Raw genomic sequence first — 24,252 nt, 5'->3', positions numbered from 1 at the left:
CCTCGGGGCGGGCTCAGAGCAATTCGTTCAATTGCGCGGTGTCGCGCAGGTTCCACACCTGGCGGATCAGGGCCGAGCCCTGCTCCGGGGTGCGAGCGCCGGAGAAGCGCAGCAGGCGCTGGAACTTATCCGCCAGCTCGGCCCGCGACAGGCCGTTGCCCGGATCGCCCTTGGGCTCGTCGATGGCACCGTGCAGGGTGCGGCCATCGTCGGTGCTGACCACTACACGGCCCAGCCAACGCTGCGGATAGGCGCGGTCCACCTCGGGGTCGAGGACCATCGACACCTTGTCGCGAAACGCCGCCACCGCCGGGTCGTTCAGCGCCAGCTCATGGAACTCCGGCAGCCCGGCCTTGCCATGCACGGCGATCAGGCCGAGCACGGTGCCCATGGAGAACTTGGCCTGGTGCACGGTCTGCGGCACGCTCACCCGCCCCAGCACATCGATGGCGCCCTGGTGCACGCGGGTTTCCACGCTGACGATCTGCCCATGGCTGAGGCCTTCGCGCTGCATCAGCGCCAGCAAGGCATCGGCGGCCGGATGGGTATGGCGGCAGGAGGCGTGGAACTTGAACGAGGTTTCCAGCAAGGCCCAGCGACTGCCCAGACGGTCGGACAGGCGCGCCGGCTCGGCATCCCAGGACATGCCCGCGGCCATGCCCTGCTCGCCTTCGAGAATATTGCGCGCGCCGGTCAGCCCGTCGCGAGTCAGGTAGGCGGCGAGCAGCCCGTCGGCCGCGGCCTTGGCCGTGTGCAGCTGCTTGGAGTCCGCGGCGTCGCGCAAAAACTCCCAGAGGCCGGCGGCCTGGGTCCCGGCGCTGCCCAGCAGGTTGATGAATTGCGCCTGGTCGAAGTCCATCAGCTTGCCCACCGCCACGGCGGCAGCGAGGGTGCCGACGGTGGCCGTGGTGTGGAAGATCCGGTAATGGGAACGGCCCATGAACTCGCCGATACGAATCCCCGCCTCGTAGCCGGCCACCGCCGCCAGCAGCAGTTCCTGGCCGGACTTGCCGAGGTCCTGGGCCGCCGCCAACGCGGCCGGGAACACCACGGTGGCCGGGTGCAGCACCGAGCTGTTGTGCAGGTCGTCCTGCTCCACCAGATGGGAAGACGCGGCGTTCACCAGGGCGGCGAAATAGGCCGAGCTGCCGCGGCCGTTGACCAGGATCCGCGCCGGACCATCGGCCGGGCCCATCTGCTGGGCGTAACGCTCGAACAACGGGATCGGATGCGCGCCCTGGCTGGCCAGCGCCGAGCCGAGCCAGTCGAGGAACAGCTCTTCGGTGCGCGCCAGCACGCTGTCGGGCAACTGCGGGTAACTCAGGCCGGCAAGGAACCCGGCCAAGGCTTGGGTATGGCTCATGCTCGGCTCCTCAGAAGCTGCGCGGCAGTTCGAGCAGGTGCTCGGCCACATAGGACAGGATCAGGTTGGTGGAGATCGGCGCCACCTGGTACAGGCGGGTCTCGCGGAACTTGCGCTCGACGTCGTATTCGCAGGCGAAGCCAAAACCGCCATGGGTCTGCAGGCAGGCGTTGGCCGCCTCCCACGAGGCCTTGGCCGCCAGGTACTTGGCCATGTTGGCGCTGGCCCCGGCGTTGCCGCCGCTGTCGTATTCCTCGCAGGCGCGCCAGCGCATCAGGTCGGCGGCCTCGATCTCGACATGGGCTTCGGCGATGGGGAACTGCACGCCCTGGTTCTGCCCGATGGGCCGGCCGAACACCACGCGGTCGCGGGCGTACTGGCTGGCCTTTTCGATAAACCAGCGGCCGTCGCCGATGCACTCGGCGGCAATCAGCGTGCGCTCGGCGTTGAGGCCGTCGAGGATGTACCTGAAGCCCTTGCCCTCCTCGCCGATCAGGCTGTCGGCGGGGATTTCCAGGTTGTCGAAGAACAGCTCGTTGGTCTCGTGGTTGACCATGTTGGCGATCGGCTGCACGGTCAGGCCGTGGCCGATGGCCTCGCGCAGGTCGACCAGGAAAATCGACATGCCTTCGGACTTCTTCTTGACCTCGGCCAGCGGCGTGGTGCGCGCCAGCAGGATCATCAGGTCGGAATGCTGGATCCGCGAGATCCACACCTTCTGCCCGTTGATCACGTACTTGCCGCCACGCTTGATCGCGGTGGTCTTGATCTTGGTGGTGTCGGTGCCGGTGGTGGGCTCGGTGACGCCCATCGATTGCAGGCGCAGTTCGCCGCTGGCGAGCTTTGGCAGGTAGAAGCGCTTCTGCGCTTCGCTGCCGTGCCGCAGCAGGGTGAACATGTTGTACATCTGCCCGTGCACGGTGCCGGAGTTGCCGCCGCAGCGGTTCACCTCCTCCAGGATCACCGAGGCTTCGGCCAGGCCCAGGCCCGAGCCGCCGTATTCGGCCGGGATCATCGCCGCCAGCCAGCCGGCTTCGGTCAGGGCCTTGACGAAGCGTTCCGGGAAACCTTTTTCTTCATCGATCTTGCGCCAGTAGGCGGCATCGAATTCGGCGCACAGGGCGCGCACGCCTTCACGGATGGCATTCAATTCTTCATTGCTGTTGGGGTTCATCGAACGGCTCTCCGCCTGTGGTTATTGTGCTGGGATGGGGTCATTCCGGGATGGCGTCGAACAGCACTTCGCCGCGCTGGGCCAGGCCCGCATCGTTGCCGGCCCAGAGTTCGGCGACGCCGGGGCGGACGATGCGCCCGCCGACCTCGAACGGCTGCGGCGCGACCAAGGGCCGCAGGCCGCGATAAGAGAAACGCCGCAACCGGGCCCCGGGATGGGCGCGGCAGAAAGCGCGCAGGCTGAGGGTGGCGATCAATGGGCCGTGGACCACCAGCCCCGGATAACCTTCGGTCGCGGTGACGTAGGGAAAGTCGTAGTGGATGCGATGGCCGTTGAAGGTCACGGCGCTGTAGCGGAACAGCAGGGTCGGGCTGGGCTCGACGGTTTCGCGCCAGTCGCCCTGGATCAGCGGCTCGCCGCTGGCTTGCTTGGGCGGGGTCGGCTCGCGGTAGACGATGTCCTGTTCCTCGCGAATCGCCAGGCGACCGTCCTGGGAATACTCATGGCGCACAGTAACGAACAGCAGCGCACCGGTGCGCCCGGTCTTTTCCTCGACCTGGCTGATGGTCGACACGCACTGCGCCTCGAACCCGGCGCGCAACGGCTCGAAGAACTCCAGCCGGCCACCGGCCCACATGCGGTTGCGATTGGCCGCCGGCGGCAGGAAGCCGCCACGGGCCGGATGGCCGTCGTCACCCAGGGCGCTTTCGGCCAGGGGCTCCTGGAAAAAGCACCATTGCCACAGCGGCGGCAAGGCCTCGCCAGGGGCCGGCACGGGTTCGCCAAAGGTCGCGGCGATGCGCTTGAGTAAGTTGTCGCTAAGCAGGTCTCGGGCTTGCTGGCTACGGCCTGTCCAGGCGCTGGGGTCGGTCACGCTCATCGGGTCGGGTCCTGTTGCGGTGGTGGTGAGCCCGATCATGCAAGCCGCTGCGCGTTCTGAGAATTTGCATTTCAATAAACCGGCGTTCGGTTATGCTGAACGCCGCTTTGCCCCTCTTCCCTCCCAGGAGCCGCCCATGCATTTCGATCTGGCCGACCTGCGCCTGTTTATCCATATCGCCGAATCGCCGAGCCTGACCCAGGGCGCCAAGCGCGCCTTTCTTTCGCCGGCGGCGGCCAGCGCGCGGATCAAGGCCCTGGAAAGCCAGCTCGAGACCCGCCTGCTGTACCGCGACAGCCGCGGCGTCGAAGTCACCCCGGCCGGCGAGCGGCTGTTGCAGCATGCGCGGCTGATCATGCGCCAGGTGGATTACCTGAAAAGCGAGTTCACCCAGTACGGCGGCGATTCCACCGGGCATATGCGCATCTTCGCCAACACCACGGCGGTGACCGAATTCCTCCCGGAGATCCTCGCCGGCTTTCTGTCGAAACGCCCGGGGGTCACGGTGGACCTGCAGGAACGTCTGTCCCGCGACATCGTGCGGGGCGTGCTCGATGGCACCGCCGACATGGGCATCATCGCCGGCCCGGTGGAGGCCAGCGGCCTGCAGGTCCTGCATTTCAGCACCGACCACCTGGTGCTGATCCTGCCGGTCGACCACCCGCTGGCGACGCAGCCGGCGGTGACCCTGGAGCAGACCCTGGCCTATCAACACATCGGCCTGCACGAAGGCAGCACCTTGCTGAGTTTTTTGCGCGAACACGTGGAGCGCACCGGCAAGCAGCTGTCGCTGCGGATCCAGGTGTCGAGCTTCGAAGCGATCTGCCGCATGGTCGAGGCCGGCGTGGGCATCGGCATCATTCCCGAATCGGCCGCGATCCGGCACAGCCGCACCATGCAACTGGTGACGGTGAAACTCGACGAGGCCTGGGCGGTGCGCGAGCGCAGCATCATTGTCCGTGAGCTGGAGGCCCTGCCCGGCACCGTGCGGGCGCTGATCGCCACCCTGATGCCCGAGGCCTGATCGCTCGGGGGCCAATCTACCCCCTGGCGCAAAACCCTCTGCGACACCGCCGCCCGTTGACCTGAATCAAGGGCCCGGCGCCTGACAGGTGTGAATGTTCAGGCAAACCTCTGCACCTTCACGGAGACTTGCCCATGACCAGCACCGCCCTCCACACGCCCGCCCTGGCTGCCTTCGCCCGGTACAAAGGCGAACACTGGATAGACGCCCTCAACGACGGCAGCCCGGTGCTGATCCGCCCGTTGCGCGCCGAAGACCGCGAGCGGGAAAAGGCCTTTATCGAGAACCTCTCGCCGACCACCCGACATCACCGCTTCCTGGGTGAGGTGAAGGAAGTCGATGGCTGCGAGCGCGTGGCTTACGTGGCCCTGGTCCACGACAACGGCTCGCTGCGGGAAATCGGCATCAGCCGCTATGCCACCATCGGCGCCGACGCGGACACCTGTGAGTTCGCCGTCACCGTGGCCGACGAATGGCAGCACAAGGGCCTGGACGCCTTGCTGATGCGCCATCTGGTCGACCGGGCCAAGGACCAGGGCTTCAAGCAGATGTACTCCCTGGATTGCCCGGCCAATCACCGCATGCGCGAACTGGCCGCGACCCTGGGTTTCCACCGCGCCATCGACCCGGACGACGCGACCCAGGTCCGCTACCACCTGGCGCTGTAGGCCGGCCTCAGCCCGCCGCCCCGCCACACTGCGCGCAAAACCGCGCGCCGGCGGCCAGCGTGTTGCCGCACTGGCGGCACGCGGCGGGCTGCAGCGAGGTCCCGCACTGCTGGCAAAAACGCGCCTTGGCCGCGTTGCTCGCCCCGCAGTCCGGACACAGCGGGCCGCCCGCGGGCGGCGCTGCGCCACCGGAGTGCCGGCCATGTCCGCCACCATGCCTGTCACCCTGGTGCCCGCCCTGGGAGCCGCCATGCCCACGGCCACGATGACCACCCAGCAAACGTTCGAAAAAGCTCATGTCGATCACTCCTGATAAAGAGAGTCGCCAGTAAAAAGCCTGAAGTAGCTACAGGGTCAACCCGGCGCCGACCAGCGCCCATGACGAACGCTCCAGCCGACAGCGGCTAGGCTGACGGTCATAGCCCATGGATCGTTGGAGGTCGTCATGCAACTCGAAGGTTCCTGCCATTGCGGCGCTGTCCACTTCAGCCTGGACAGCGCCCACCCTTACCCCTATCAACGCTGCTACTGCTCGATCTGCCGCAAGACCCAGGGCGGCGGCGGGTATGCGATCAACCTCGGCGGCGACGCCGCCAGCCTGAAAGTCCGCGGCCGCCAGCACATCTCGATCTACCACGCGCTGCTCAGGGAACCCGGCAAACGTGCCCGGCGCAGCAGCGCCGAACGGCATTTCTGCAGCCGCTGCGGCTCCGGGTTGTGGCTGTTCAGCCCAGAGTGGCCGGAACTGATCCACCCCTTCGCCTCGGCCATCGACACGCCGTTGCCGATACCGCCGGAACACACCCACCTGATGCTCGACTCCAGGGCGCCCTGGGTGGAAATCGACTGGCACCCCCATGACCTGCAATTCGCCCACTACCCCGAGGAATCTATCGCCCAGTGGCATGAAAGACATGAGCGGCATGAACGCCTGGACCTGCAACGCTAAGCGCCGGGCATTCACTGTCTTTGACAGTTTTGCGACAAAGCTGCCAAAGATTGCCCGCACCCGCGTCCCTAGCATGAGCGCATCCATTTCCCCACGGGTGCGCCATGTACGGTCGGTTTTCCACGCTTCTCCTGGGTGTGCTGCTCGGCGGCCTCAGCTGCCAGGGCACGCCGCCCGTGGCCCCAACGCCCGGTAGCGAAGCGCTGCCTGAAATCGCCACGCCCCCTGAAACCAGCCTCCGCGCCGAACCGCCTGCCATCGCCCCGGCGCGCAAGGTCGCCCAGCGCCCGCGCGATGGCCTGGGCAGTTCCTATTCCAAAGCCAACGACCACTCCCACACCCTGCTGAGTTTCTAGCCGCGATGAAGACCTCGATCCGTCCGAAAACCTTGTGCCTGTCCCTTGCGTCGCTACCTCTGGCTTCGCTGTGCCTGCTGACGCCCTGCGGCCCGCTCTACGCCGCGGACTGGCAGTACCAGTTGCAAGCCGGCGTGGCCAGCCTGCCGCGCTACAGCGGCAGCGACGAACGCAGCGTCGTCCCGATCCTGGGCGGCGCAATCGTCAGCCCCTACGGGGTGTTTCTCAACACCGAACAGGGCCTTGGCTGGGGCAATGAATGGGGCGACCTGGCGTTCAGCACCTGGGTCGGCCCCAGCGCGGCACGCAAGGACCGCAAGCACGGCTACAAGGGTTCGGACCATCTCGACGGCATGGGCTCGATCAAGTCCCGCGCGCAGTTTGGCGCTCACCTGGGCTACACCCTGGGCACCGTGGAACTCGGGGCCACGCTGCAGCACGCGCTGAAGAAGAATGATGATCACGACACTGGCTCGGCCTACAACCACCTGCAACTGAGCATCGGCAGCATGCTGTATGAGGGCCGCTACGGGCGCCTCGAGGGCAGTCTCAACAGCCAGTTCGGCGACGGCGACTACCTGCGCACCTGGTATGGCGTCAGCGCGGCCCAGGCTGGCAGGACCCACTTCGGCGCCTATCGGCCCAAGGGCGGTTTTCTCAGCCGGGGCGGCGACCTGACCTGGACAGTGCCGGTCAGTGAACAGATGAACGTATCGACGGTGCTGGCGCTGCAGTACCTGGGCCGGGAAGCGGCGGACAGCCCGATTGTCGAGCGGCGGCTGCAAACGTCGTTGGCCACCACCCTGGAGTACAGCTTTTAAGCGGCGTAGGCCGTTCTGACGTTATCGCGCGCAAGCTGCCTGGGCTATTCGACTTGCGCCCAGGTCATGCGAAACGACGCGCCGCCCCACTGCGAATCCGTCACCTCGACCTGGCCGCCGTGGGACTGCGACACCCGCCGCACCAGCGCCAGGCCGAGGCCGAAGCCGCCGGTGCGGCGGTCGCGGCTGGCGTCGAGCCGGGAGAACGGCTCGAAGATCTTCGCCCGCCCTGCCACCGGCACGCCCGGGCCGTCGTCGTTGACCTGGACCTCATAGCCCTGCCCGAGCTGCACCAGGGACACCTCGACGCGCCGTTCGGCGTAGCGAATGGCATTGCGCAGCAGGTTGATCACCGCCCGCGCCATGAACCGCGGTTCGATGCTGATGTACTCGACCTCACAGGCCCGGATCGCCATCTGCACCCCCGCCGCTTCCGCCTCCAGGGCGACACTGCCGACCACGCTGTCGAGCCAGTTGCGGGCCTGGATGGTCTCGCGGTTGATCACCGTGGCGCCGTGTTCCAGGCTGGCGTAGGTCAGCAGTTCGGAAACCATTTCCTCCAGCTCGCCGAGGTCGGCGTACATGTCGGCGATCAGCTCGCGGCTCTGCCGCGGGTCGGACTGCTTGAGCTGGTCGAGCTCGAACGACAAGCGGGCGATGGGCGTGCGCAACTCATGGGACACCGCGTTGGTCAGCTCGCGCTGATTGGCGATCAGGCCTTCGATGCGGCTGGCCATCTGGTTGAAGTGCTGCGCCAGGTCGCGCACGCTGGAGCGCCGCGACAAGCGGATGCGCGAGCCCAGGTCGTTATTGCCGAAACGCTGGGCGGCCAGGCGAATCAGTTCCAGGTCGCGCCAATGCGGGCGCACCCAGAAATACAGGACCAACGCCAGGCTGGCCCCGAGGAAGGCGTACGCCCAGATGTACAGCCACTTGGGTTCTTCCGGCAGGCGGATGCTCAGCAACTGCGGGCCGCCGTCGAGGTTGGCGATGAACTCGCTGAAGTCGCCGCGCACCACCAGTTTGTTCTCGGCCAGCAGCTGGCGTTCGCGCTCGGACAGGCCCAGCTCATCCGCCTGCAACAGCCTCAGGCGCATGCCGTAGTGTTGTTGCAGCTCGGCCAGCCGCTGCTCGCGCGCCGCCCCCGTGACCGGCGACAGTTGGTTGACCAGGCTGTATCCCGGCCCGCGCATGGCCTCGCGGTTGTAGGTTTCGTTGGCGTCCGGCAACAGCTCGGAAAAGGTGTAGTTGACCGCCCAGATGGCCCCCGCCAGCCCCAGGGCCAGGATGATGTACAGACGCAGAAACAGCCGCAGCATCTAGAGCTCCCACGCGAACGGATTGAATAGATAGCCCTTGCCCCAGATGGTCTTGATGCACACCGGCTCGCGAGGGTTGTCCTGGAGTTTGCCGCGCAGCTTGCTGATGTAGACATCGACGCTGCGGTTGAGGCCGTCGAAGGCGATGCCGCGCATGCGGTTGAGGATGTCGTCGCGGGAGAGGATCTTGCCCGCCGAACTGGCCAGCAGCCACAGCAGCTCGAACTCCATGGTGGTCAGCTCGATCAGCTCGCCGGCCAGGCGCACTTCCCGGCAACTGCGGTCGAGGGTCAGGCTGCCGAACTCCAGCGCGCCGCGCACCGTCGGCTCCGGCACTTGGCGCCGTTGCAGGGCGCGCAGGCGGGCCAGCAGCACCGGCGGCTTGATCGGTTTGATCACGTAGTCGTCGGCGCCGGACTCAAGACCGAGGATATGGTCCAGGTCGTCTTCCTTGGCGGTGAGAATGACGATGGGCGTGTCCGCCACATTGCGGATCTCCCGGCACACGTGTAGGCCGCTCTGGCCCGGCAGCATCAGGTCGAGGACGACGATTTTCGGCTTGAACTCGAGAAAGGCCGCCAGCGCCACATCGCCACGATGTACCGTCAGGACCTCGAAACCGTGTTGGGACAGGAAGTGCGCGATCAGCCCGGCGAGCTTCTCGTCATCTTCCACCAGCAATACTTTGCCAAGACCCGGGTTATCCATAAATACCAGTCTGAGTGCGCACAATTGGGGCGCGCATTATAGGCGGCATCGGATAAATCTGAGACCAGGGCAGACAGCAAAAACCGGCCCAGATGGCCGGTTTTCAATGATGTTTCATGCTTTTAAGAGTTTTTTACAATTTGCCCGTAGTTTTCAACCGACTTGGGCCGTTCTACAGAGTAGGCACGCCGCTGTGGAAGCGGAACTCCACGTCCGGCGACTCGATCAGCTCGCGCTCGGCGGCGCGCACCTTCTCGATCACCTGGGCGATGTCCTTGGCGTCGCCGTACTGATAGGCCAGCTTCAGGTAACCCTGGAAGTGCCGGGCCTCGCTTTTCAGCAGGCCGAAGTAGAACTTGCCCAGCTCTTCGTCCAGGTGCGGCACCAGCGCCTCGAAACGCTCGCAGCTGCGGGCCTCGATAAAGGCGCCGACCACCAGGGTGTCCACCAGCTTCACCGGTTCGTGGCTGCGCACCACCTTGCGCAGGCCCGAGGCATAACGCCCGGCCGATAGCTGGCGCAGTTCGATCTTGCGCCGCTTCATCAGGCGCATGACCTGTTCGTGGTGCACCAGCTCTTCCCGGGCCAGGCGCGACATCATGTTGATCAGGTCGACATGGGAGTGGTACTTGGCGATCAGGCTCAGGGCCGTGCTGGCCGCCTTGAACTCGCAGTTCTTGTGGTCGATCAGCAGGGTTTCCTGATCCGCCAGGGCCGCCCGGACCCAGGCATCCGGCGTGCGGCAGCCGAGGAACTCATGAATTTCTGGCAGGTTCATGGTCGTTCGTCCTTCAGGGCAGCCTTCAAGGGAATGAGCGCGCAAGGCAGGACGGTGGCGACTTCAGGGATCGATAACATGGGGCTCACGGCATAAGGGTTCACGGCGAAGGGCGCCGATTATACCGGCCGCGCCACAGACCACCAGCCGCGGCGCTTGATGTGCGTCAACAGCCACGGCGACGCGCAGCAACTATAGTTGTGCAACATAGCCTTCATCCCTCTCTGGAGATCCCGACCATGCAAGCCATCCGCAGCATCCTGGTGGTCATCGAGCCCGAGCATTCCGAAAGCCTCGCGCTCAAGCGCGCCAAGCTGATCGCCGGGGTGACCCAGGCCCATCTGCACCTGCTGGTGTGCGACAAGAAACACGAGCATTCGGCGCTGTTGAGCGTGCTCAAGAGCAGCCTGCTGAGCGAGGGCTACAGCGTGACCACCGAGCAGGCCTGGAACGACAGCCTGCACAACACCATCATCGACGTGCAGCAGGCCGAAGGCTGTGGCCTGGTGATCAAGCAGCACTTTGCCGACAACCCGCTGAAAAAGGCCTTGCTCACCCCCGCCGACTGGAAACTGCTGCGCTACTGCCCAAGCCCCGTGCTGCTGGTGAAAACCGTCAAGCCCTGGACCGGCGGCGTGATCCTGGCGGCCATCGATGTCGGTAACACCGACGGCGAGCACCGCACCCTGCATGCCAGCATCATCGACCATGGTTTCGACATCGCCAGCCTGGCCAAGGCGCAGTTGCATGTGATCAGCGCCCATCCGTCGCCGATGCTGTCGGCGTCCGACCCGGTGTTCCAGCTCAAGGAAACCATCGAGGCGCGCTACCGCGAGCAGTGCAAGGCGTTCCAGGCCGAATTCGACATCGACGATACCCACCTGCATATAGAGGAAGGCCCGGCGGACGTGCTGATCCCGCACACCGCCCATGAGCTGCAGGCGGCGCTGACCATCATCGGCACCGTGGCGCGCACCGGGATTTCCGGGGCGCTGATCGGCAACACCGCGGAAGTGGTGCTCGATGCCCTGGAAAGCGACGTGCTGGTGCTCAAGCCGGAGGACATCATGGACCACCTGGAAGAGCTGGCCGGCAAGCATTGAGGGATGGGTTGACTGATAGAACGCCATCGCGAGCAAGCTCGCTCCTACAGAAACCCACCTTTGTAGGAGCAGCCGGTCGGCGCTCGATTGCTCGCGATGTTTTTTTAGCGGTCAGGCGCCAAAGGCGTCCTTGAGGAACCCCGGGGCGATATAACGCTGGTAGTGGGCTTCCGACAGGAGGAAAAACTCCCGATCGATGGCATCGCGCAATTCCGGCAGTTCCCAGTCGCGAAACTCCGGCAGCAACACCATCCCATAGGCTTCCAGCTGGTTGATCACCCGCGCCCCGCGGGCGATCAGCTGATAGGCCCAGCAATATTCCGACTGGTGCGGCACGAAGCGGATCTTGCGCTGCTCCAGTTGCTCGCGCAGCCGCTGGGGGTCGAAGACTTCCAGCTTGGCCGCCATCACCTGCACCAGCAATTGCTCGAGACGCAGCCACACCGCGTGCTTTTCTTCCTCGTTGTAGCCGTTCCAGTGGATCACTTCATGGTGGAAACGCTTGCAGCCACGGCACACCAGGTCACCGTAGACAGTGGAGCAGAGGCCGACGCAGGGGGTCTTGATGGTCTGATTGGGCATAAGTAGGCAATTGGCGGAAAAAAGCGAAACAGGCCCGCATGTTAGCCCTTTGTCTAACATTGATCACCCCTCAAACTTCGAGGCATCAGGGTCTATTGGACTTTGGTGGCGGCCGCGACGGATGCCCGCTTGGTGCAGGGCAAGGCGCGAGGAACGCAGTTTGGTTGTTCCAAATAAGTTCCGAGCAACGCAGCCCTGCACCAAGCGGGCCCCGTCCCTTCGGGTTGCGTGCCAACGTGCGCGAGGCTGCGTTGCGGGATTTGCCAAGGGAACAACCATTGGCGGCATCCCGCGCCTTGCCTCGCACACGTTGGCCCAGCAACGCGGCTCGCCACCAAAGTCCAATAGACCCTGTCTTACCTTTAAATTTTTTTTGCCGTAGAATCAGCCAGCCTTTTTAGGCGCCAATGTCCGTTAGAAGCTGTTTTCAAAGCGTCACGAGCACAGTCGTTCCTTCAGAGCGGTGTTGGCGATGGGTCTTTCCAGCGGGGAAAGCCCAGCGCCAACCCTCATCAGCTCCCGTTCTGCAGGCGTAAAACTTTGAAAGCAGCTTCTGTAAGGAATTGCCGGTAATTCTGGCTAAGCGACCCATAACGTCACGCAGCGCATGAGTACGGCAATTTCGGGATGAGCGTCCCGGACACCCATTTGGGACCACTGATGAGGGTAATACTGTGCTTGAAGCCTACCGCAAACATATCGAAGAGCGTGCAGCCCTGGGTATCGTTCCCCAGCCGCTAAACGCCGAACAAACTGCAGGCCTGGTCGAGCTGCTGAAGAATCCCCCCGCTGGCGAAGAAGCCTTCCTCGTTGACCTGATCACCAATCGCGTTCCGCCAGGAGTCGACGAAGCCGCCTATGTGAAGGCCGGTTTCCTCTCCGCGCTGGCCAAAGGCGAAGCCAAATCCCCTCTGCTGGACAAGAAGCGCGCCGTTGAACTGCTGGGCACCATGCAGGGCGGCTACAACATCGTGACCCTGGTCGAGCTGCTGGACGACGCCGAGCTGGCGCCGGTCGCGGCTGCACAGCTCAAGCACACCCTGCTGATGTTCGATGCCTTCCACGACGTCGCGGAAAAAGCCAAGAACGGCAACGTTCACGCCCAGGGCGTACTGCAATCCTGGGCCGACGGCGAGTGGTTCAAGAACCGCCCGGTACTGGCCGACAAGATCAGCCTGCGCGTGTTCAAGGTGACTGGCGAAACCAACACCGACGACCTGTCCCCTGCCCCGGATGCCTGGTCCCGTCCTGACATCCCGCTGCACGCCCTGGCCATGCTGAAAATGGCCCGTGACGGCATCGTTCCGGACGAGCAAGGCAAGACCGGCCCGATGAAGCAGATCGAGGAAATGCGCGGCCAGGGCTTCCCGATCGCCTACGTCGGCGACGTGGTCGGCACCGGTTCGTCCCGTAAATCGGCGACCAACTCCGTGCTGTGGTTCTTCGGCGACGACGTTCCTTACGTGCCGAACAAGCGCGCAGGCGGCTTCTGCTTCGGCAGCAAGATCGCACCGATCTTCTACAACACCATGGAAGACGCCGGCGCCCTGCCGATCGAATTCGACGTGTCGAAGATGAACATGGGCGACGTGATCGACCTGTACCCGCACGCCGGTAAAGTCACCAAGCACAACAGCGACGAAGTCCTGGCCACCTTCGAAATGAAGACCCCGGTCCTGCTCGACGAAGTCCGTGCCGGCGGCCGTATCCCGCTGATCATCGGCCGCGGCCTGACCGAGAAGGCCCGTACCGAACTGGGCCTGCCGCCTTCGGACCTGTTCAAGAAGCCGGAAGCGCCGGCCGAAAGCACCAAGGGCTTCACCCTGGCGCAGAAAATGGTCGGCAAGGCGTGCGGCGTGACTGGCGTGCGTCCAGGCACCTACTGCGAACCGAAGATGACCACCGTCGGCTCCCAGGACACCACTGGCCCGATGACCCGTGACGAACTGAAGGACCTGGCTTGCCTGGGCTTCTCCACCGATCTGGTGATGCAGTCGTTCTGCCACACCGCGGCCTATCCGAAGCCGATCGACGTCACCACCCACCACACCCTGCCTGACTTCATCATGACCCGTGGCGGCGTGTCCCTGCGTCCGGGCGACGGCATCATCCACAGCTGGCTGAACCGCATGCTGCTGCCGGACACCGTCGGCACCGGTGGCGACTCCCACACCCGTTTCCCGATCGGCATCTCGTTCCCGGCCGGTTCCGGCCTGGTGGCCTTCGCCGCCGCCACTGGCGTCATGCCGCTGGACATGCCGGAATCGATCCTGGTCCGTTTCAAGGGCAAGCTGCAGCCTGGCGTCACCCTGCGTGACCTGGTTCATGCCATCCCTTACTACGCGATCCAGAAAGGCCTGCTGACCGTCGAGAAGAAAGGCAAGAAGAACGCCTTCTCCGGCCGCATCCTGGAGATCGAAGGTCTGGAAACCCTGACCGTCGAGCAAGCCTTCGAACTGTCCGACGCCTCGGCCGAACGTTCGGCTGCCGGTTGCACCATCAAGCTGTCCAAAGAGTCGATCGCCGAATACCTGCAGTCGAACATCACCCTGCTGCGCTGGATGATCGGCGAAGGCTACGGCGATGCCCGTACCCTGGAGCGTCGCGCCCAGGCGATGGAAGCCTGGCTGGCCAACCCTGAGCTGCTGGAAGCCGACAAGGACGCCGAGTACGCCGAAGTCATCGAGATCGACCTGGCCGACGTCAAGGAGCCTGTGCTCTGCGCGCCGAACGACCCGGACGACGCTCGCCTGCTCTCCAGCGTCGCTGGCGAGAAGATCGACGAAGTGTTCATCGGCTCCTGCATGACCAACATCGGTCACTTCCGCGCTGCCGGCAAGCTGCTGGATCAGGTCAAGGGCCAGCTGCCAACCCGTCTGTGGCTGTCGCCGCCGACCAAGATGGACGCTCACCAGCTGACCGAAGAAGGCTACTACGGCATCTACGGCAAGGCTGGCGCGCGCATGGAAATGCCGGGCTGCTCGCTGTGCATGGGTAACCAGGCCCGCGTCGAACCGAACTCCACCGTGGTTTCGACTTCGACCCGTAACTTCCCGAACCGTCTGGGTGACGGCGCGAACGTCTACCTGGCTTCGGCCGAGCTGGCGTCCGTTGCGTCCATCCTGGGTCGCCTGCCGACCGTCGAGGAGTACATGGAATACGCCGGCAAGATCGACAGCATGGCAGCGGACGTGTACCGCTACCTGAGCTTCGACCAGATCGCCGAGTTCCGTGAGGCTGCCGCGAACGCCAAGATTCCGGTGGTTCAAGCCTAAGGCTGCAAGGCAATGAAGAACGCCGCGTATCCCACGACGATACGCGGCGTTTTTTTTATCCCGGCGATCCGCTCGCTAGTCGCTCTGGCGGCAGAACGCCAGGCGTCTTTACCTACCAGATCTGGTAGTTGTTAGCCCTCCCCCGCCCTTGCTAAAAATCACGCCACTGCCAACGGCGCCCGACGCTCGCCCGAATGTCGAACGCTGCCTGCTTGCCACGGCCTTGGGATGACAGCTGTCAACCCGCGCCGATCGTTCGAAGCGCTCACACGACTATAAAAACATTCCGCGCACGACAGCTGGATCTCAGCTGCCGCGGATTCTTTCGCCCCGTCAAAAGCAACAAATGGAGGTGTGCTATGTGGCGTAACCATTGTGTGATCGAGAACGCGTTCAACGACTACCCTGGGCACGTCGAACAACCGGGCAACGACCCGCAGCGCAAGACTCATGTGCGCGATCGCAGCTTCGCGGTGATCGAGGGCAGCGGGCATTTTCTCGACCTGGAATCGAGAACCGCCGCCAACGGCGTGCACCGCGCCCGCGCAGCCCGCGAGCCAGCCACCGCTGTGGAACCCATCACCCGCCTGCGCTTTGCCTGAAGCTGTCCCCTGCCCCTTGGCCAGAGACGGCCAGAACACTCAAGGAAAAGAGTTATGCGCATGCTCGCCAGCGGTTTTGCCGGGGACGTCTTTTGCCCTTATCGGCCAGGCCAGTGCCTTTGCGGCACCCCGCTACACAGTGACATAGCACCGCAGGCCAGCCTTGGCCATGAGCCCCCTCCACACCTACCACCGCCCCAATTGCCGGCCCCGGACCCGGATGGCCTGGTGCCGGGCGCCGGATCAGGGCAACTGCGGGGTTTTCTATGAATTTCATGAATGTTGACAGCGTATTGCCCTGGACTAGATTCCCTGACGTGCAAGGAATCAAGGCGAACGCCATGGAGAAACGACAGGATTTCATGCACTGGTGGAACGACCTGCGCATGGAGATGCTCAAGCAACAGGAGAGCGCACAGGTCTTTGCGCTGCTGGAACGGGAGGTCCGGTCCCTGGGGTTTGATTTCTACGCTTACGGAGTCAGGCATTCGATCCCCTTCACCCGCCCGAAAATCGACATCTATGGCTCTTATCCGCAAGCCTGGGTGGAGCGTTACCAGCAACAGAACTACGCCGCGATCGACCCGACGATCCTCAACGGCCTGCGCTCCACGGAAATGGTGGTCTGGAGCGACGCCTTGTTCGGCAAAGGCTCGGTGTTGTGGGGCGAGGCCCGGGAATGGGGCTTGCGGGTGGGCGCCACCTTGCCCATCCACACGCCCGACAGCGCCCTGAGCGTGTTGTCGGTGGCCCGGGAATGCACGGCGATCAGCGCCGTGGAACTGGAAGAAATCCGCCTGCGCCTGCGCTGCATCATCGAACTGGCGACCGTGCGCCTCGGCGAACTCGGGCACCCCAGCAGCCAGGCCGAACAGCTGGAACTGAGCGCGCGCGAGCGGGAAATCCTGCAATGGACGGCCGACGGCAAGAGTTCCGGGGAGATCGCCCTGATCCTGGGCATCTCGGTGAATACCGTGAACTTCCACCTCAAGGTCATCCAGAAGAAATTCGGCGCGGCCAACAAGACCCTGGCCGCCGCCTACGCCGCCGTCCTGGGGCTGATCTGACGCTTCACCCGACGATAAGGATATCGCCCCATGATCACTGTGATTTCACGGCATGAAAGCCAGCTTTCGCCGGCCCTGCGCGACGACCTCGGCCGCTATCGCCATGCGGTCTTCATCAAGCAATTGGGTTGGCGACTGCCCTCCAGCGCCAGCCAATGCGGGCAGGAACTCGATCAGTTCGACCACGCCGACACCCGCTACACCCTGGCGCTGGACAGCGAGGAAAAGATCCACGGCTGCGCCCGGCTGCTGCCGACCACCCAGCCCTATCTGCTGGCGGACGTGTTCGGTTTTCTCTGCGACCGGCCCTTGCCACGGCAGCACGACACCTGGGAAATCTCGCGTTTCGCCGCCTCGGCGCTGGAAGGCGGCAAGCTGCCGATGCGGGTGTTCTGGCACACCCTGCACACCGCCTGGACCCTGGGGGCGAACTCGGTGGTGGCGGTGACCACGCCGGCGCTGGAGCGTTATTTCCTGCGCCATGGCGTGGCGCTGAGCCGGCTCGGCCAGCCGCAACGGGTCAACCGCGACCACTTGCTGGCCCTGGACTTTGCGGCCTACCAGAAAAACGGCCGCGCCGCGCTTTATACGCAGTCAGCGGCCGTGGCTTCGCTGAATCAGGCATTTCTGCGCGGCAACCCACCGCCAACGCGCGGTGGGCTGCCGGCGGGTCAGGCGCTCAGGGAGTAGACCAGCGCGGTGATGGCCACCAGGCCGACCAGGGTGACGAACACGTTGGAGGCCTGGCCGCGGTAGCGGGCCATGGCCGGCACTTTGCGGATGGCGTACATCGGCATCAGGAACAGGATGGCCGCGATGATCGGGCCGCCCAGGGTTTCGATCATCCCGAGGATGCTCGGGTTGAGCGTGGCGACTATCCAGCACACCACCAGCATGAAGGCCGCGGTCATGCGGTCCAGGGCCTTGGCGCCCGGGCGGCGGCCGCTTTTCACGATCAGCCCCTTGAGGCCTTCACTGGCGCCGATGTAGTGGCCCAGGAACGACTTGGCGATGGCCACGAACGCGATCAACGGCGCGGCGAAAGCGATGGTCGGGTTGCTGAAGTGGTTGGCCAGGTACGACAGGATCGACAGGTTCTGCGCCTTGGCTTCGGCCAGCTGGGCCGGCGACAGGGTCAGCACGCAGCTGAAGACGAAGAACAGCACCATCGCCACCATCAGCAGGTGGGCGCGGGACAGGATCTGCGAGCTGCGCTCTTCGGCGTGGGCGCCATACCGGCGCTTCTGGTCCACGGCGAAGGCCGAGATGATCGGCGAGTGGTTGAACGAGAACACCATGACCGGGATCGCCAGCCACAGGGTGTGCAGGAACGCCGAAGGTTCAGGCAGGGTGCTGGCGGTGCTGAGGATGCCGCCGTTCCAGTGCGGAATCAGGAACACCGCGAGGAACAGCAAGGCGACGATGAACGGGTAGACCATCAGGCTCATGGCCTTGACGATCACCTGCTCGCCGCAGCGCACCACGGCCAGCAGGCCGAGGATCAGCACCAGCGACAGCACGGCGCGCGGCGGCGGCATGATGTGCAGCTGGTGCTCCATGAAGCTGCCCACGGTATTGGTCAGGGCCACGCTGTAGATCAGCAGGATCGGGAAGATGGCGAAGAAGTACAGCAAGGTGATCAGGGCGCCGGCCTTGATCCCGAAATGCTCTTCCACCACTTCGGTGATGTCCGCGCCGTCACGCCCGGAAAGCACGAAGCGGGTCAGGCCACGGTGGGCGAAGAAGGTCATCGGGAACGCCAGCAGCGCCAGGACCAGCAGCGGCCAGAAGCCACCCAGGCCGGCGTTGATCGGTAAAAACAGGGTGCCCGCGCCGATGGCGGTGCCGAACAGGCCCAGCATCCAGGTAGTGTCTTGGCGATTCCAGCTAGCTAGGGTCGCTGGGGCTGCCGCTTCAAAGCGTTGATCAACGCTGTTGGCCTGATCATTCATCCGGTGGGATCTCCACATTCCGGTCATTTGCCACTCGGCCAGGGCGCGTCGGAGTACCCGACAGACAGAGCCCTCGCCGAAACAGGGGCGCGATTGTCCGGGATTACTCACCAGAAGCAAAGACTTAGCTGAGGAACGGTTTGCCGGTGCAGATGTCTGGAGCGCGGTTTTGCGGGGTCGGGCACAAGGTTTCATTGATCTGTGGCAAGCGCTGGCCCCGGGTTTCGGCTGACCTGCGTGCCGGGCGCGCGGATCATCATCCCCATCGGCATGCCCCTGAAGACAGCAGGTGTGCCCATCAAACGCAGAAGCCAGGGCAAGGCCCTGGCTTCTGGTTGGTTGCAACGAGGCGGTCCGGTTCAAGGTGTGCCCGCCATCGGCAAACACTAGGTCTGCCCTTGCGTTTCCTCTTCCTTCAACGCCGCCTGCACCAGGGGGTGCAGCACCGCGCCGGGGTGTGTCACCTCCCAGGCGGTCAACTCTCTGCGCATGGCCGGCGTCCAGAAGCTTTTCAGGTGCTGACGCACGCTACGCACTGCCTGGGCCTTGTCCGGTTCGCTGGCGAAGAACTGGGCAATCTGGTTGGCCATCTTGATCAGGCTTTCGCTGCTCATCGGCGCACCTCGGCTTTCTCGGCGTGACGACGCTCCCGCAGCAGGCGCCCCTGTTCATCACTGAACGCCTGATAACGCTTCTGCCATTCGGAAGGCTGGTTGACCCGCACCACCTCTACCGCCGTCACCTTGTATTCCGGGCAGTTGGTGGCCCAGTCGGAGTTGTCGGTGGTGATCACGTTGGCGCCCGATTCCGGGAAGTGGAAGGTGGTGTAGACCACCCCCGGCGCCACCCGCTCGCTGACCTTGGCCCGCAGCACTGTCTGCCCGGCGCGACTGCCGATGCCGACCCAGTCGCCATCGACGATGCCGCGGTTCTCGGCGTCGGTCGGGTGGATTTCCAGGCGGTCCTCCTCGTGCCAGGCCACGTTGTCGGTGCGCCGGGTCTGGGCGCCGACGTTGTACTGGCTGAGGATGCGCCCGGTGGTCAGCAGCAACGGGTAGCGGCTGTTGACCTTCTCTTCGGTGGGCACGTAGCCGGTGAGCATGAAGCGGCCCTTGCCGCGCACGAACTCATCGATGTGCATGGTCGGCGTGCCGTCCGGCGCGGCATCGTTGCACGGCCATTGCAGGCTGCCGTGCCGGTCCAGCTCGGTGTAGCTGACGCGGTGGAAGGTCGGCGTCAGGCGCGCGATCTCATCCATGATCTCCGATGGGTGGTTGTACTGCATTTTGTAGCCCAGGGCCTCGGCCAGGGCGATGGTGGCTTCCCAGTCGGCCTTGCCGGCCAGCGGCTCCATCACCTTGCGCACCCGCGAGATACGGCGCTCGGCGTTGGTGAAAGTGCCGTCCTTCTCGAGGAAGGAGCTGCCCGGCAGGAACACATGGGCGAACTTGGCCGTCTCGTTGAGGAAGATGTCCTGCACCACCACGCACTCCATGGCCGTCAGGGCGGCGGTCACGTGCTGGGTGTTGGGGTCGCTCTGGGCGATGTCCTCGCCCTGGCAGTAGAGCGCCTTGAAGGTGCCGTCCAGGGCCGCCTCGAACATATTGGGGATGCGCAGGCCCGGGTCGGGTTGCAAGGTCACGTTCCAGGCCCGTTCGAACTCGGCGCGCACCGCCTCGTTGGAAATATGCCGATAGCCAGGCAGCTCGTGGGGGAAGGACCCCATGTCGCAGGAGCCCTGGACGTTGTTCTGCCCGCGCAGCGGGTTGACCCCGACACCCTCGCGGCCGATGTTGCCGGTGACCATCGCCAGGTTGGCGATGCCCATCACCGAGGTGCTGCCCTGGCTGTGCTCGGTGACGCCCAGGCCGTAGTAGATGGCCGCGTTGCCACCGGTGGCGTAAAGCCGCGCGGCGTCGCGGATCTGCCTGGCGGGCACCCCGCAGATCGGCCCCAGGACCTCGGGGGAGTTTTCCGCCAGGCTGACGAAATCGCGCCAGCGGGCGAAGTCCGCCGCTTCGCAGCGCTGATCGACGAAAGGCTGGTTGACCAGGCCCTCGGTGACGATCACATGGGCCAATGCGTTGAGCATCGCCACGTTGGTGCCCGGACGCAGCTGCAAATGCAGGTCGGCACGGGCATGGGGCGAATCCACCAGGTCGATGCGCCGCGGGTCGATGACGATCAGCCGCGCGCCCTGGCGCAGGCGGCGCTTGAGCTGGGAACCGAATACCGGGTGCGCGTCGGTGGGGTTGGCGCCCATCACCAGGATGACGTCGGCCTGCATCACCGAGTCGAAACTCTGGGTGCCGGCGGATTCGCCCAGCGTCTGCTTGAGGCCGTAGCCGGTGGGCGAATGGCAGACCCGGGCGCAGGTGTCGACGTTGTTGTTGCCAAAGGCGGTGCGCACCAGTTTCTGCACCAGGTAGGTCTCTTCGTTGGTGCAACGGCTGGAGGTGATGCCGCCGATGGAGTCGCGCCCGTATTTCAGCTGGATGCGGCGCAACTCGCTAGCCGCGTAGGTGACCGCCTCTTCCCAGCTGACTTCCTGCCACGGATCGCTGATGTGCTTGCGGATCATCGGCTTGGTGATGCGGTCCGGGTGGGTGGCGTAGCCCCAGGCGAAGCGGCCCTTGACGCAGGAATGGCCGTGGTTGGCCTGGCCGTTCTTGTCCGGGACCATGCGCACCAGCTGCTCGCCTTTCATTTCCGCGCGGAAAGAGCAGCCCACGCCGCAGTAGGCGCAGGTGGTGATGACACTGCGCTCGGGCTGGCCGATTTCCACCACGCTCTTTTCCATCAGGGTGGCGGTCGGGCAGGCCTGCACGCAGGCGCCGCAGGACACGCACTCGGAGTCGAGGAAATTGTCGCCGCCGGCCGCCGCCACCCGGGAATCGAAGCCGCGCCCGCTGATGGTCAGGGCGAAGGTGCCCTGGGTTTCCTCACAGGCGCGCACGCAGCGGTTGCAGACGATGCACTTGCTCGGGTCGTAGTCGAAATAGGGGTTGGAGACGTCCTTCTGTTCGTCCAGGTGGTTGGCGCCCTCGTAGCCGTAGCGCACTTCCCGCAGGCCCACCTGCCCCGCCACCGTCTGCAACTCGCAGTTGCCATTGGCCGAGCAGGTCAGGCAGTCCAGCGGGTGGTCGGAGATGTACAGCTCCATCACGTTGCGCCGCAGGCTGGCGAGCTTGGAAGTCTGGGTGTGGACGACCATGCCCTCGGTCACAGGCGTAGTGCAGGAGGCCGGATAGCCGCGCATGCCCTCGATCTCCACCAGGCACATGCGGCAGGAGCCGAAGGCTTCCAGGCTGTCGGTGGCGCAGAGTTTGGGGATAGTGGTGCCGAGCAACGCCGCGGCGCGCATCACCGAGGTGCCGGAAGCGACACTGATTTCCCGGCCGTCGATGGTCAGGCTGACCTGTACCGCGCTTTCGCGGGCCGGGGTGCCGAGGTCGATATCACTGGTAGGGTCGAAGATATTGATCATTGGTCGGCCTCCGTGGTCGCCAGACCGAAGTCGGCGGGAAAGTGCTTGAGGGCGCTGGCGACGGGGTAGGAAGTCATCCCGCCCAGGGCACAGAGCGAGCCGTATTGCAGGGTGTCGCAGAGGTCTTGCAGCAGCAGCGCCTGTTCCTCACGGGCCGCGGCGTCGGTGCTGGCGATCAAGCGGTCCACCACCTCCACTCCACGGGTCGAGCCAATCCGGCACGGCGTGCACTTGCCGCAGGACTCCTCGGCGCAGAACTGCAAGGCGAAACGGGCCATGTGGGCCATGTCCAGGCTGTCGTCGGCGACCACCACGCCACCGTGGCCGAGCATCGCGCCCATGGCGGCGAACGCCTCGTAGTCCAGCGGCGTATCGAACTGCGCGGGGGGCACCCAGGCCCCCAGCGGCCCGCCCACTTGCGCCGCCTTCAATGGCCGGCCGCTGGCGGTACCGCCGCCATAACCTTCCACCAGCTCGCGCAGGCTCAGGCCGAAGGCGCGTTCCACCAGGCCCGCCTGGCGGACGTTGCCGGCCAGCTGGAACGGCATGGTGCCCAGGGATCGCCCCATGCCGAAGTCGCGATAGAACTGCGCGCCCTTCTCCAGGATGATCGGCACCGAAGCCAGGGTCAGCACGTTGTGCACCAGCGTTGGCAAGCCGAACAGGCCCTGCAGGGCCGGCAGCGGCGGTTTGGCGCGAACCGTGCCGCGCTTGCCCTCGAGGGATTCCAGCAGCGCCGTTTCCTCACCGCAGATGTAGGCACCGGCCCCCACCCGCACGTCCAGGTCGAAGGGCCGGCCGCTACCGCCGACGTTCGCCCCCAGGTAACCGGCGTCGCGGGCGATGCGCAGGGCCTCGTTCAGGGTGCCGATGGCGTCCGGGTATTCCGAGCGCACGTAGATATAGCCCTTGCTGGCCCCCACCGCGATGCCGGCGATAATCATGCCTTCGATCAACAGGAAGGGGTCGCCCTCCATCAGCATGCGGTCGGCGAAGGTGCCGGAGTCGCCTTCATCGGCGTTACAGACCACGTATTTCTGGGCTCCCGCGGCTTCGCGCACGGTGCGCCACTTGATCCCCGCCGGAAAGGCCGCGCCCCCCCGACCGCGCAGGCCGGAGTCGAGCACGCTGGCGACCACCTGCGCGCCCTCCATCTGGATGGCCCGGGCCAGGCCCTGGAAACCGCCCTGGGCGCGGTAGTCGTCCAGGGACAGCGGTTGAGTGATACCGGCCCGAGCGAACAGCAGGCGCTGCTGGCTCTGCAGATAAGGGATCTGCTCCACCGGCCCCAGGGCCAACGGATGGCTGCCGGGGTCGCCCGCCAGGGCGTCGAGCAGGCTCGGCACGTCCTCCGGAGTCAGGGGGCCGAAACCCAGGCGGCCGTCGGCGCTGTCCACTTCCAGCAGCGGCTCCAGCCAATAAAGGCCGCGGGAGCTGGTGCGGCACAGCTCCAACGGCAATTGTCGACGTTCGGCCTCACGCACCAGCGCAACGGCCACCTTGTCCGCGCCCACGGCACGGGCCACCGAATCGCGGGGGATATAGAGCGTCAGCATGCGCCATCCTCCAGGCAGCCACTCACCAGCTGGCGCAGGCGCTCGGGGGTGATCCGGGCGTGCAGCTCGCCGTCCAGCTCCAGGGCCGGCGAACAGGCGCAGGCCCCCAGGCAGTAGACCGGTCGCAGGTTGATACTGCCGTCGGCGGTGGTGCCATGGTCGTCCAGCAACAGTTGTTCGCGCAGCTGCGCAGCCAGGCGTTCGGCGCCCCGGCTCTGGCAGGACTCGGCCCGGCACAGGCGCAGGGTATGGCGCGCGGGCGGCGTGGTACGGAAATCGTGGTAGAAGCTGATCACGCCGTGCACTTCAGCCAGGCTGAGGTTGAGGGCATGGGCGATCTCGGGGATGGCGGTGTCGGGGATGTACCCGCAACCGTCCTGAATGGCGTGGAGAATGGGCAACAAGGCACCGGGAGTGTCCTTTTCGCGCTCCAACACGCTGTGAATCAGAGGCAGGTGAAGCGTGTCATCAGACATAAACGTACCTCGGCATCTCGAACGACATCGCTATATAGCGGTAGCCGTCCGGAGTCTTCGGCTGCAGCGCCCGGCCACGTCACGGAGGCGTGGATTGTCGGTCGCCATTCTT

At 65.0% G+C, this 24,252-nt stretch carries 23 protein-coding genes; 10 read left to right on the top strand and 13 right to left on the bottom strand.

Annotated features, from left to right (window positions below; genetic code table 11):
- Positions 1 to 13: 13 nt before the first annotated feature.
- From J4E58_RS23260 to J4E58_RS23250, 3 genes are read right to left on the bottom strand one after another with little or no spacing between them, the layout of a single operon-like run.
- Positions 14 to 1,363, bottom strand: coding sequence for an MmgE/PrpD family protein (locus tag J4E58_RS23260; protein WP_087087852.1), 1,350 nt, complete (start codon positions 1,361 to 1,363; stop codon positions 14 to 16).
- A 10-nt stretch (positions 1,364 to 1,373) separates the two neighbouring features.
- Positions 1,374 to 2,537: an acyl-CoA dehydrogenase family protein gene (locus J4E58_RS23255; protein WP_087087854.1), complete on the bottom strand. Its 1,164-nt coding sequence runs from the start codon at positions 2,535 to 2,537 to the stop codon at positions 1,374 to 1,376.
- Between the two features lie 40 nt (positions 2,538 to 2,577).
- Positions 2,578 to 3,417, bottom strand: coding sequence for a MaoC family dehydratase N-terminal domain-containing protein (locus J4E58_RS23250; protein WP_172963047.1), 840 nt, complete (start codon positions 3,415 to 3,417; stop codon positions 2,578 to 2,580).
- Positions 3,418 to 3,553: 136 nt separating this feature from the next.
- On the opposite strand from J4E58_RS23250, the gene J4E58_RS23245 reads away from it, so the two are divergent.
- Together J4E58_RS23245 and J4E58_RS23240 are read left to right on the top strand one after the other, a co-directional pair.
- On the top strand, positions 3,554 to 4,441 hold the full coding sequence (locus J4E58_RS23245; RefSeq protein ID WP_007931251.1) for a LysR family transcriptional regulator: 888 nt from the start codon (positions 3,554 to 3,556) through the stop codon (positions 4,439 to 4,441).
- A gap of 134 nt (positions 4,442 to 4,575) precedes the next feature.
- Positions 4,576 to 5,109, top strand: coding sequence for a GNAT family N-acetyltransferase (locus tag J4E58_RS23240; RefSeq protein WP_087087856.1), 534 nt, complete (start codon positions 4,576 to 4,578; stop codon positions 5,107 to 5,109).
- Between the two features lie 7 nt (positions 5,110 to 5,116).
- Here the strand turns inward: J4E58_RS23240 and J4E58_RS32035 are convergent, their stop codons facing one another.
- Positions 5,117 to 5,269 carry a double zinc ribbon domain-containing protein gene (locus J4E58_RS32035; RefSeq protein WP_256583203.1) on the bottom strand — a complete coding sequence of 51 codons (153 nt, stop codon included), beginning with the start codon at positions 5,267 to 5,269 and terminating at the stop codon, positions 5,117 to 5,119.
- Positions 5,270 to 5,554: 285 nt separating this feature from the next.
- Here J4E58_RS32035 and J4E58_RS23230 point away from each other — a divergent pair, with 285 nt between their 5' ends.
- The 3 genes from J4E58_RS23230 (at position 5,555) to J4E58_RS23220 (ending at position 7,235) form a co-directional block, all read left to right on the top strand.
- On the top strand, positions 5,555 to 6,058 hold the full coding sequence (locus J4E58_RS23230) for a GFA family protein (protein ID WP_087087858.1): 504 nt from the start codon (positions 5,555 to 5,557) through the stop codon (positions 6,056 to 6,058).
- 104 nt (positions 6,059 to 6,162) lie between these two features.
- Complete coding sequence (locus tag J4E58_RS23225) at positions 6,163 to 6,414, top strand: hypothetical protein (RefSeq protein ID WP_087087860.1); 252 nt, start codon at positions 6,163 to 6,165, stop codon at positions 6,412 to 6,414.
- A 5-nt stretch (positions 6,415 to 6,419) separates the two neighbouring features.
- Entirely contained in the window at positions 6,420 to 7,235 is an 816-nt protein-coding gene (locus J4E58_RS23220) for a MipA/OmpV family protein (protein WP_087087862.1), read from the top strand.
- Between the two features lie 44 nt (positions 7,236 to 7,279).
- Here the strand turns inward: J4E58_RS23220 and J4E58_RS23215 are convergent, their stop codons facing one another.
- From J4E58_RS23215 to J4E58_RS23205, 3 genes are all read right to left on the bottom strand, one after another.
- Positions 7,280 to 8,554, bottom strand: a complete 1,275-nt coding sequence (locus J4E58_RS23215) for an ATP-binding protein (RefSeq protein WP_087087864.1) — start codon at positions 8,552 to 8,554, stop codon at positions 7,280 to 7,282.
- Positions 8,555 to 9,262, bottom strand: coding sequence for a winged helix-turn-helix domain-containing protein (locus J4E58_RS23210; RefSeq protein ID WP_007923858.1), 708 nt, complete (start codon positions 9,260 to 9,262; stop codon positions 8,555 to 8,557).
- A 172-nt stretch (positions 9,263 to 9,434) separates the two neighbouring features.
- Positions 9,435 to 10,040, bottom strand: coding sequence for a tRNA-(ms[2]io[6]A)-hydroxylase (locus J4E58_RS23205; RefSeq protein ID WP_062825533.1), 606 nt, complete (start codon positions 10,038 to 10,040; stop codon positions 9,435 to 9,437).
- A 239-nt stretch (positions 10,041 to 10,279) separates the two neighbouring features.
- On the opposite strand from J4E58_RS23205, the gene J4E58_RS23200 reads away from it, so the two are divergent.
- Positions 10,280 to 11,143 (top strand): universal stress protein, encoded by an 864-nt coding sequence (locus J4E58_RS23200; protein WP_009043437.1) that lies wholly within the window; start codon positions 10,280 to 10,282, stop codon positions 11,141 to 11,143.
- A gap of 111 nt (positions 11,144 to 11,254) precedes the next feature.
- Here the strand turns inward: J4E58_RS23200 and J4E58_RS23195 are convergent, their stop codons facing one another.
- Positions 11,255 to 11,725, bottom strand: a complete 471-nt coding sequence (locus J4E58_RS23195; RefSeq protein WP_009043436.1) for a DUF1289 domain-containing protein — start codon at positions 11,723 to 11,725, stop codon at positions 11,255 to 11,257.
- Between the two features lie 674 nt (positions 11,726 to 12,399).
- Between J4E58_RS23195 and acnB the strand changes: the two genes are divergently transcribed.
- From acnB to J4E58_RS23175, 4 genes are all read left to right on the top strand, one after another.
- Positions 12,400 to 15,000 (top strand): bifunctional aconitate hydratase 2/2-methylisocitrate dehydratase, encoded by a 2,601-nt coding sequence (acnB, locus tag J4E58_RS23190; RefSeq protein WP_007923866.1) that lies wholly within the window; start codon positions 12,400 to 12,402, stop codon positions 14,998 to 15,000.
- A gap of 359 nt (positions 15,001 to 15,359) precedes the next feature.
- Complete coding sequence (locus tag J4E58_RS23185) at positions 15,360 to 15,602, top strand: hypothetical protein (protein ID WP_087087866.1); 243 nt, start codon at positions 15,360 to 15,362, stop codon at positions 15,600 to 15,602.
- Positions 15,603 to 15,943: 341 nt separating this feature from the next.
- A complete protein-coding gene (locus J4E58_RS23180; protein ID WP_087087868.1) occupies positions 15,944 to 16,669 on the top strand; it encodes an autoinducer binding domain-containing protein in 726 nt (241 codons plus the stop codon).
- Positions 16,670 to 16,699: 30 nt separating this feature from the next.
- A complete protein-coding gene (locus tag J4E58_RS23175; RefSeq protein WP_087087870.1) occupies positions 16,700 to 17,359 on the top strand; it encodes an acyl-homoserine-lactone synthase in 660 nt (219 codons plus the stop codon).
- Here the strand turns inward: J4E58_RS23175 and J4E58_RS23170 are convergent.
- The 5 genes from J4E58_RS23170 to J4E58_RS23150 form a co-directional block, all read right to left on the bottom strand.
- Positions 17,341 to 18,621, bottom strand: coding sequence for a serine/threonine transporter (locus J4E58_RS23170; RefSeq protein WP_007923872.1), 1,281 nt, complete (start codon positions 18,619 to 18,621; stop codon positions 17,341 to 17,343). The two genes, J4E58_RS23175 and J4E58_RS23170, sit on opposite strands and share 19 nt — an antisense overlap.
- Before the next feature lie 386 nt (positions 18,622 to 19,007).
- Positions 19,008 to 19,235, bottom strand: coding sequence for a formate dehydrogenase subunit delta (locus J4E58_RS23165; RefSeq protein WP_053268810.1), 228 nt, complete (start codon positions 19,233 to 19,235; stop codon positions 19,008 to 19,010).
- On the bottom strand, positions 19,232 to 22,108 hold the full coding sequence (fdhF, locus tag J4E58_RS23160) for a formate dehydrogenase subunit alpha (RefSeq protein ID WP_087087872.1): 2,877 nt from the start codon (positions 22,106 to 22,108) through the stop codon (positions 19,232 to 19,234). The genes J4E58_RS23165 and fdhF overlap by 4 nt, the downstream gene beginning before the upstream one ends.
- On the bottom strand, positions 22,105 to 23,664 hold the full coding sequence (locus tag J4E58_RS23155) for an NADH-quinone oxidoreductase subunit NuoF (RefSeq protein ID WP_087087875.1): 1,560 nt from the start codon (positions 23,662 to 23,664) through the stop codon (positions 22,105 to 22,107). Before J4E58_RS23155 ends, fdhF begins: the two co-directional genes overlap by 4 nt.
- A complete protein-coding gene (locus J4E58_RS23150) occupies positions 23,658 to 24,140 on the bottom strand; it encodes a formate dehydrogenase subunit gamma (protein WP_007923877.1) in 483 nt (160 codons plus the stop codon). The genes J4E58_RS23155 and J4E58_RS23150 overlap by 7 nt, the downstream gene beginning before the upstream one ends.
- Between the last annotated feature and the right edge of the window lie 112 nt (positions 24,141 to 24,252).

The sequence above is a fragment of the Pseudomonas sp. FW305-25 genome, from assembly GCF_017351415.1.
Taxonomy (GTDB): Bacteria; Pseudomonadota; Gammaproteobacteria; order Pseudomonadales; family Pseudomonadaceae; genus Aquipseudomonas; species Aquipseudomonas chlororaphis.
The sequence above is the reverse complement of the archived record's forward strand: the minus strand, read 5'-3'. Positions and strand labels throughout refer to the sequence as shown.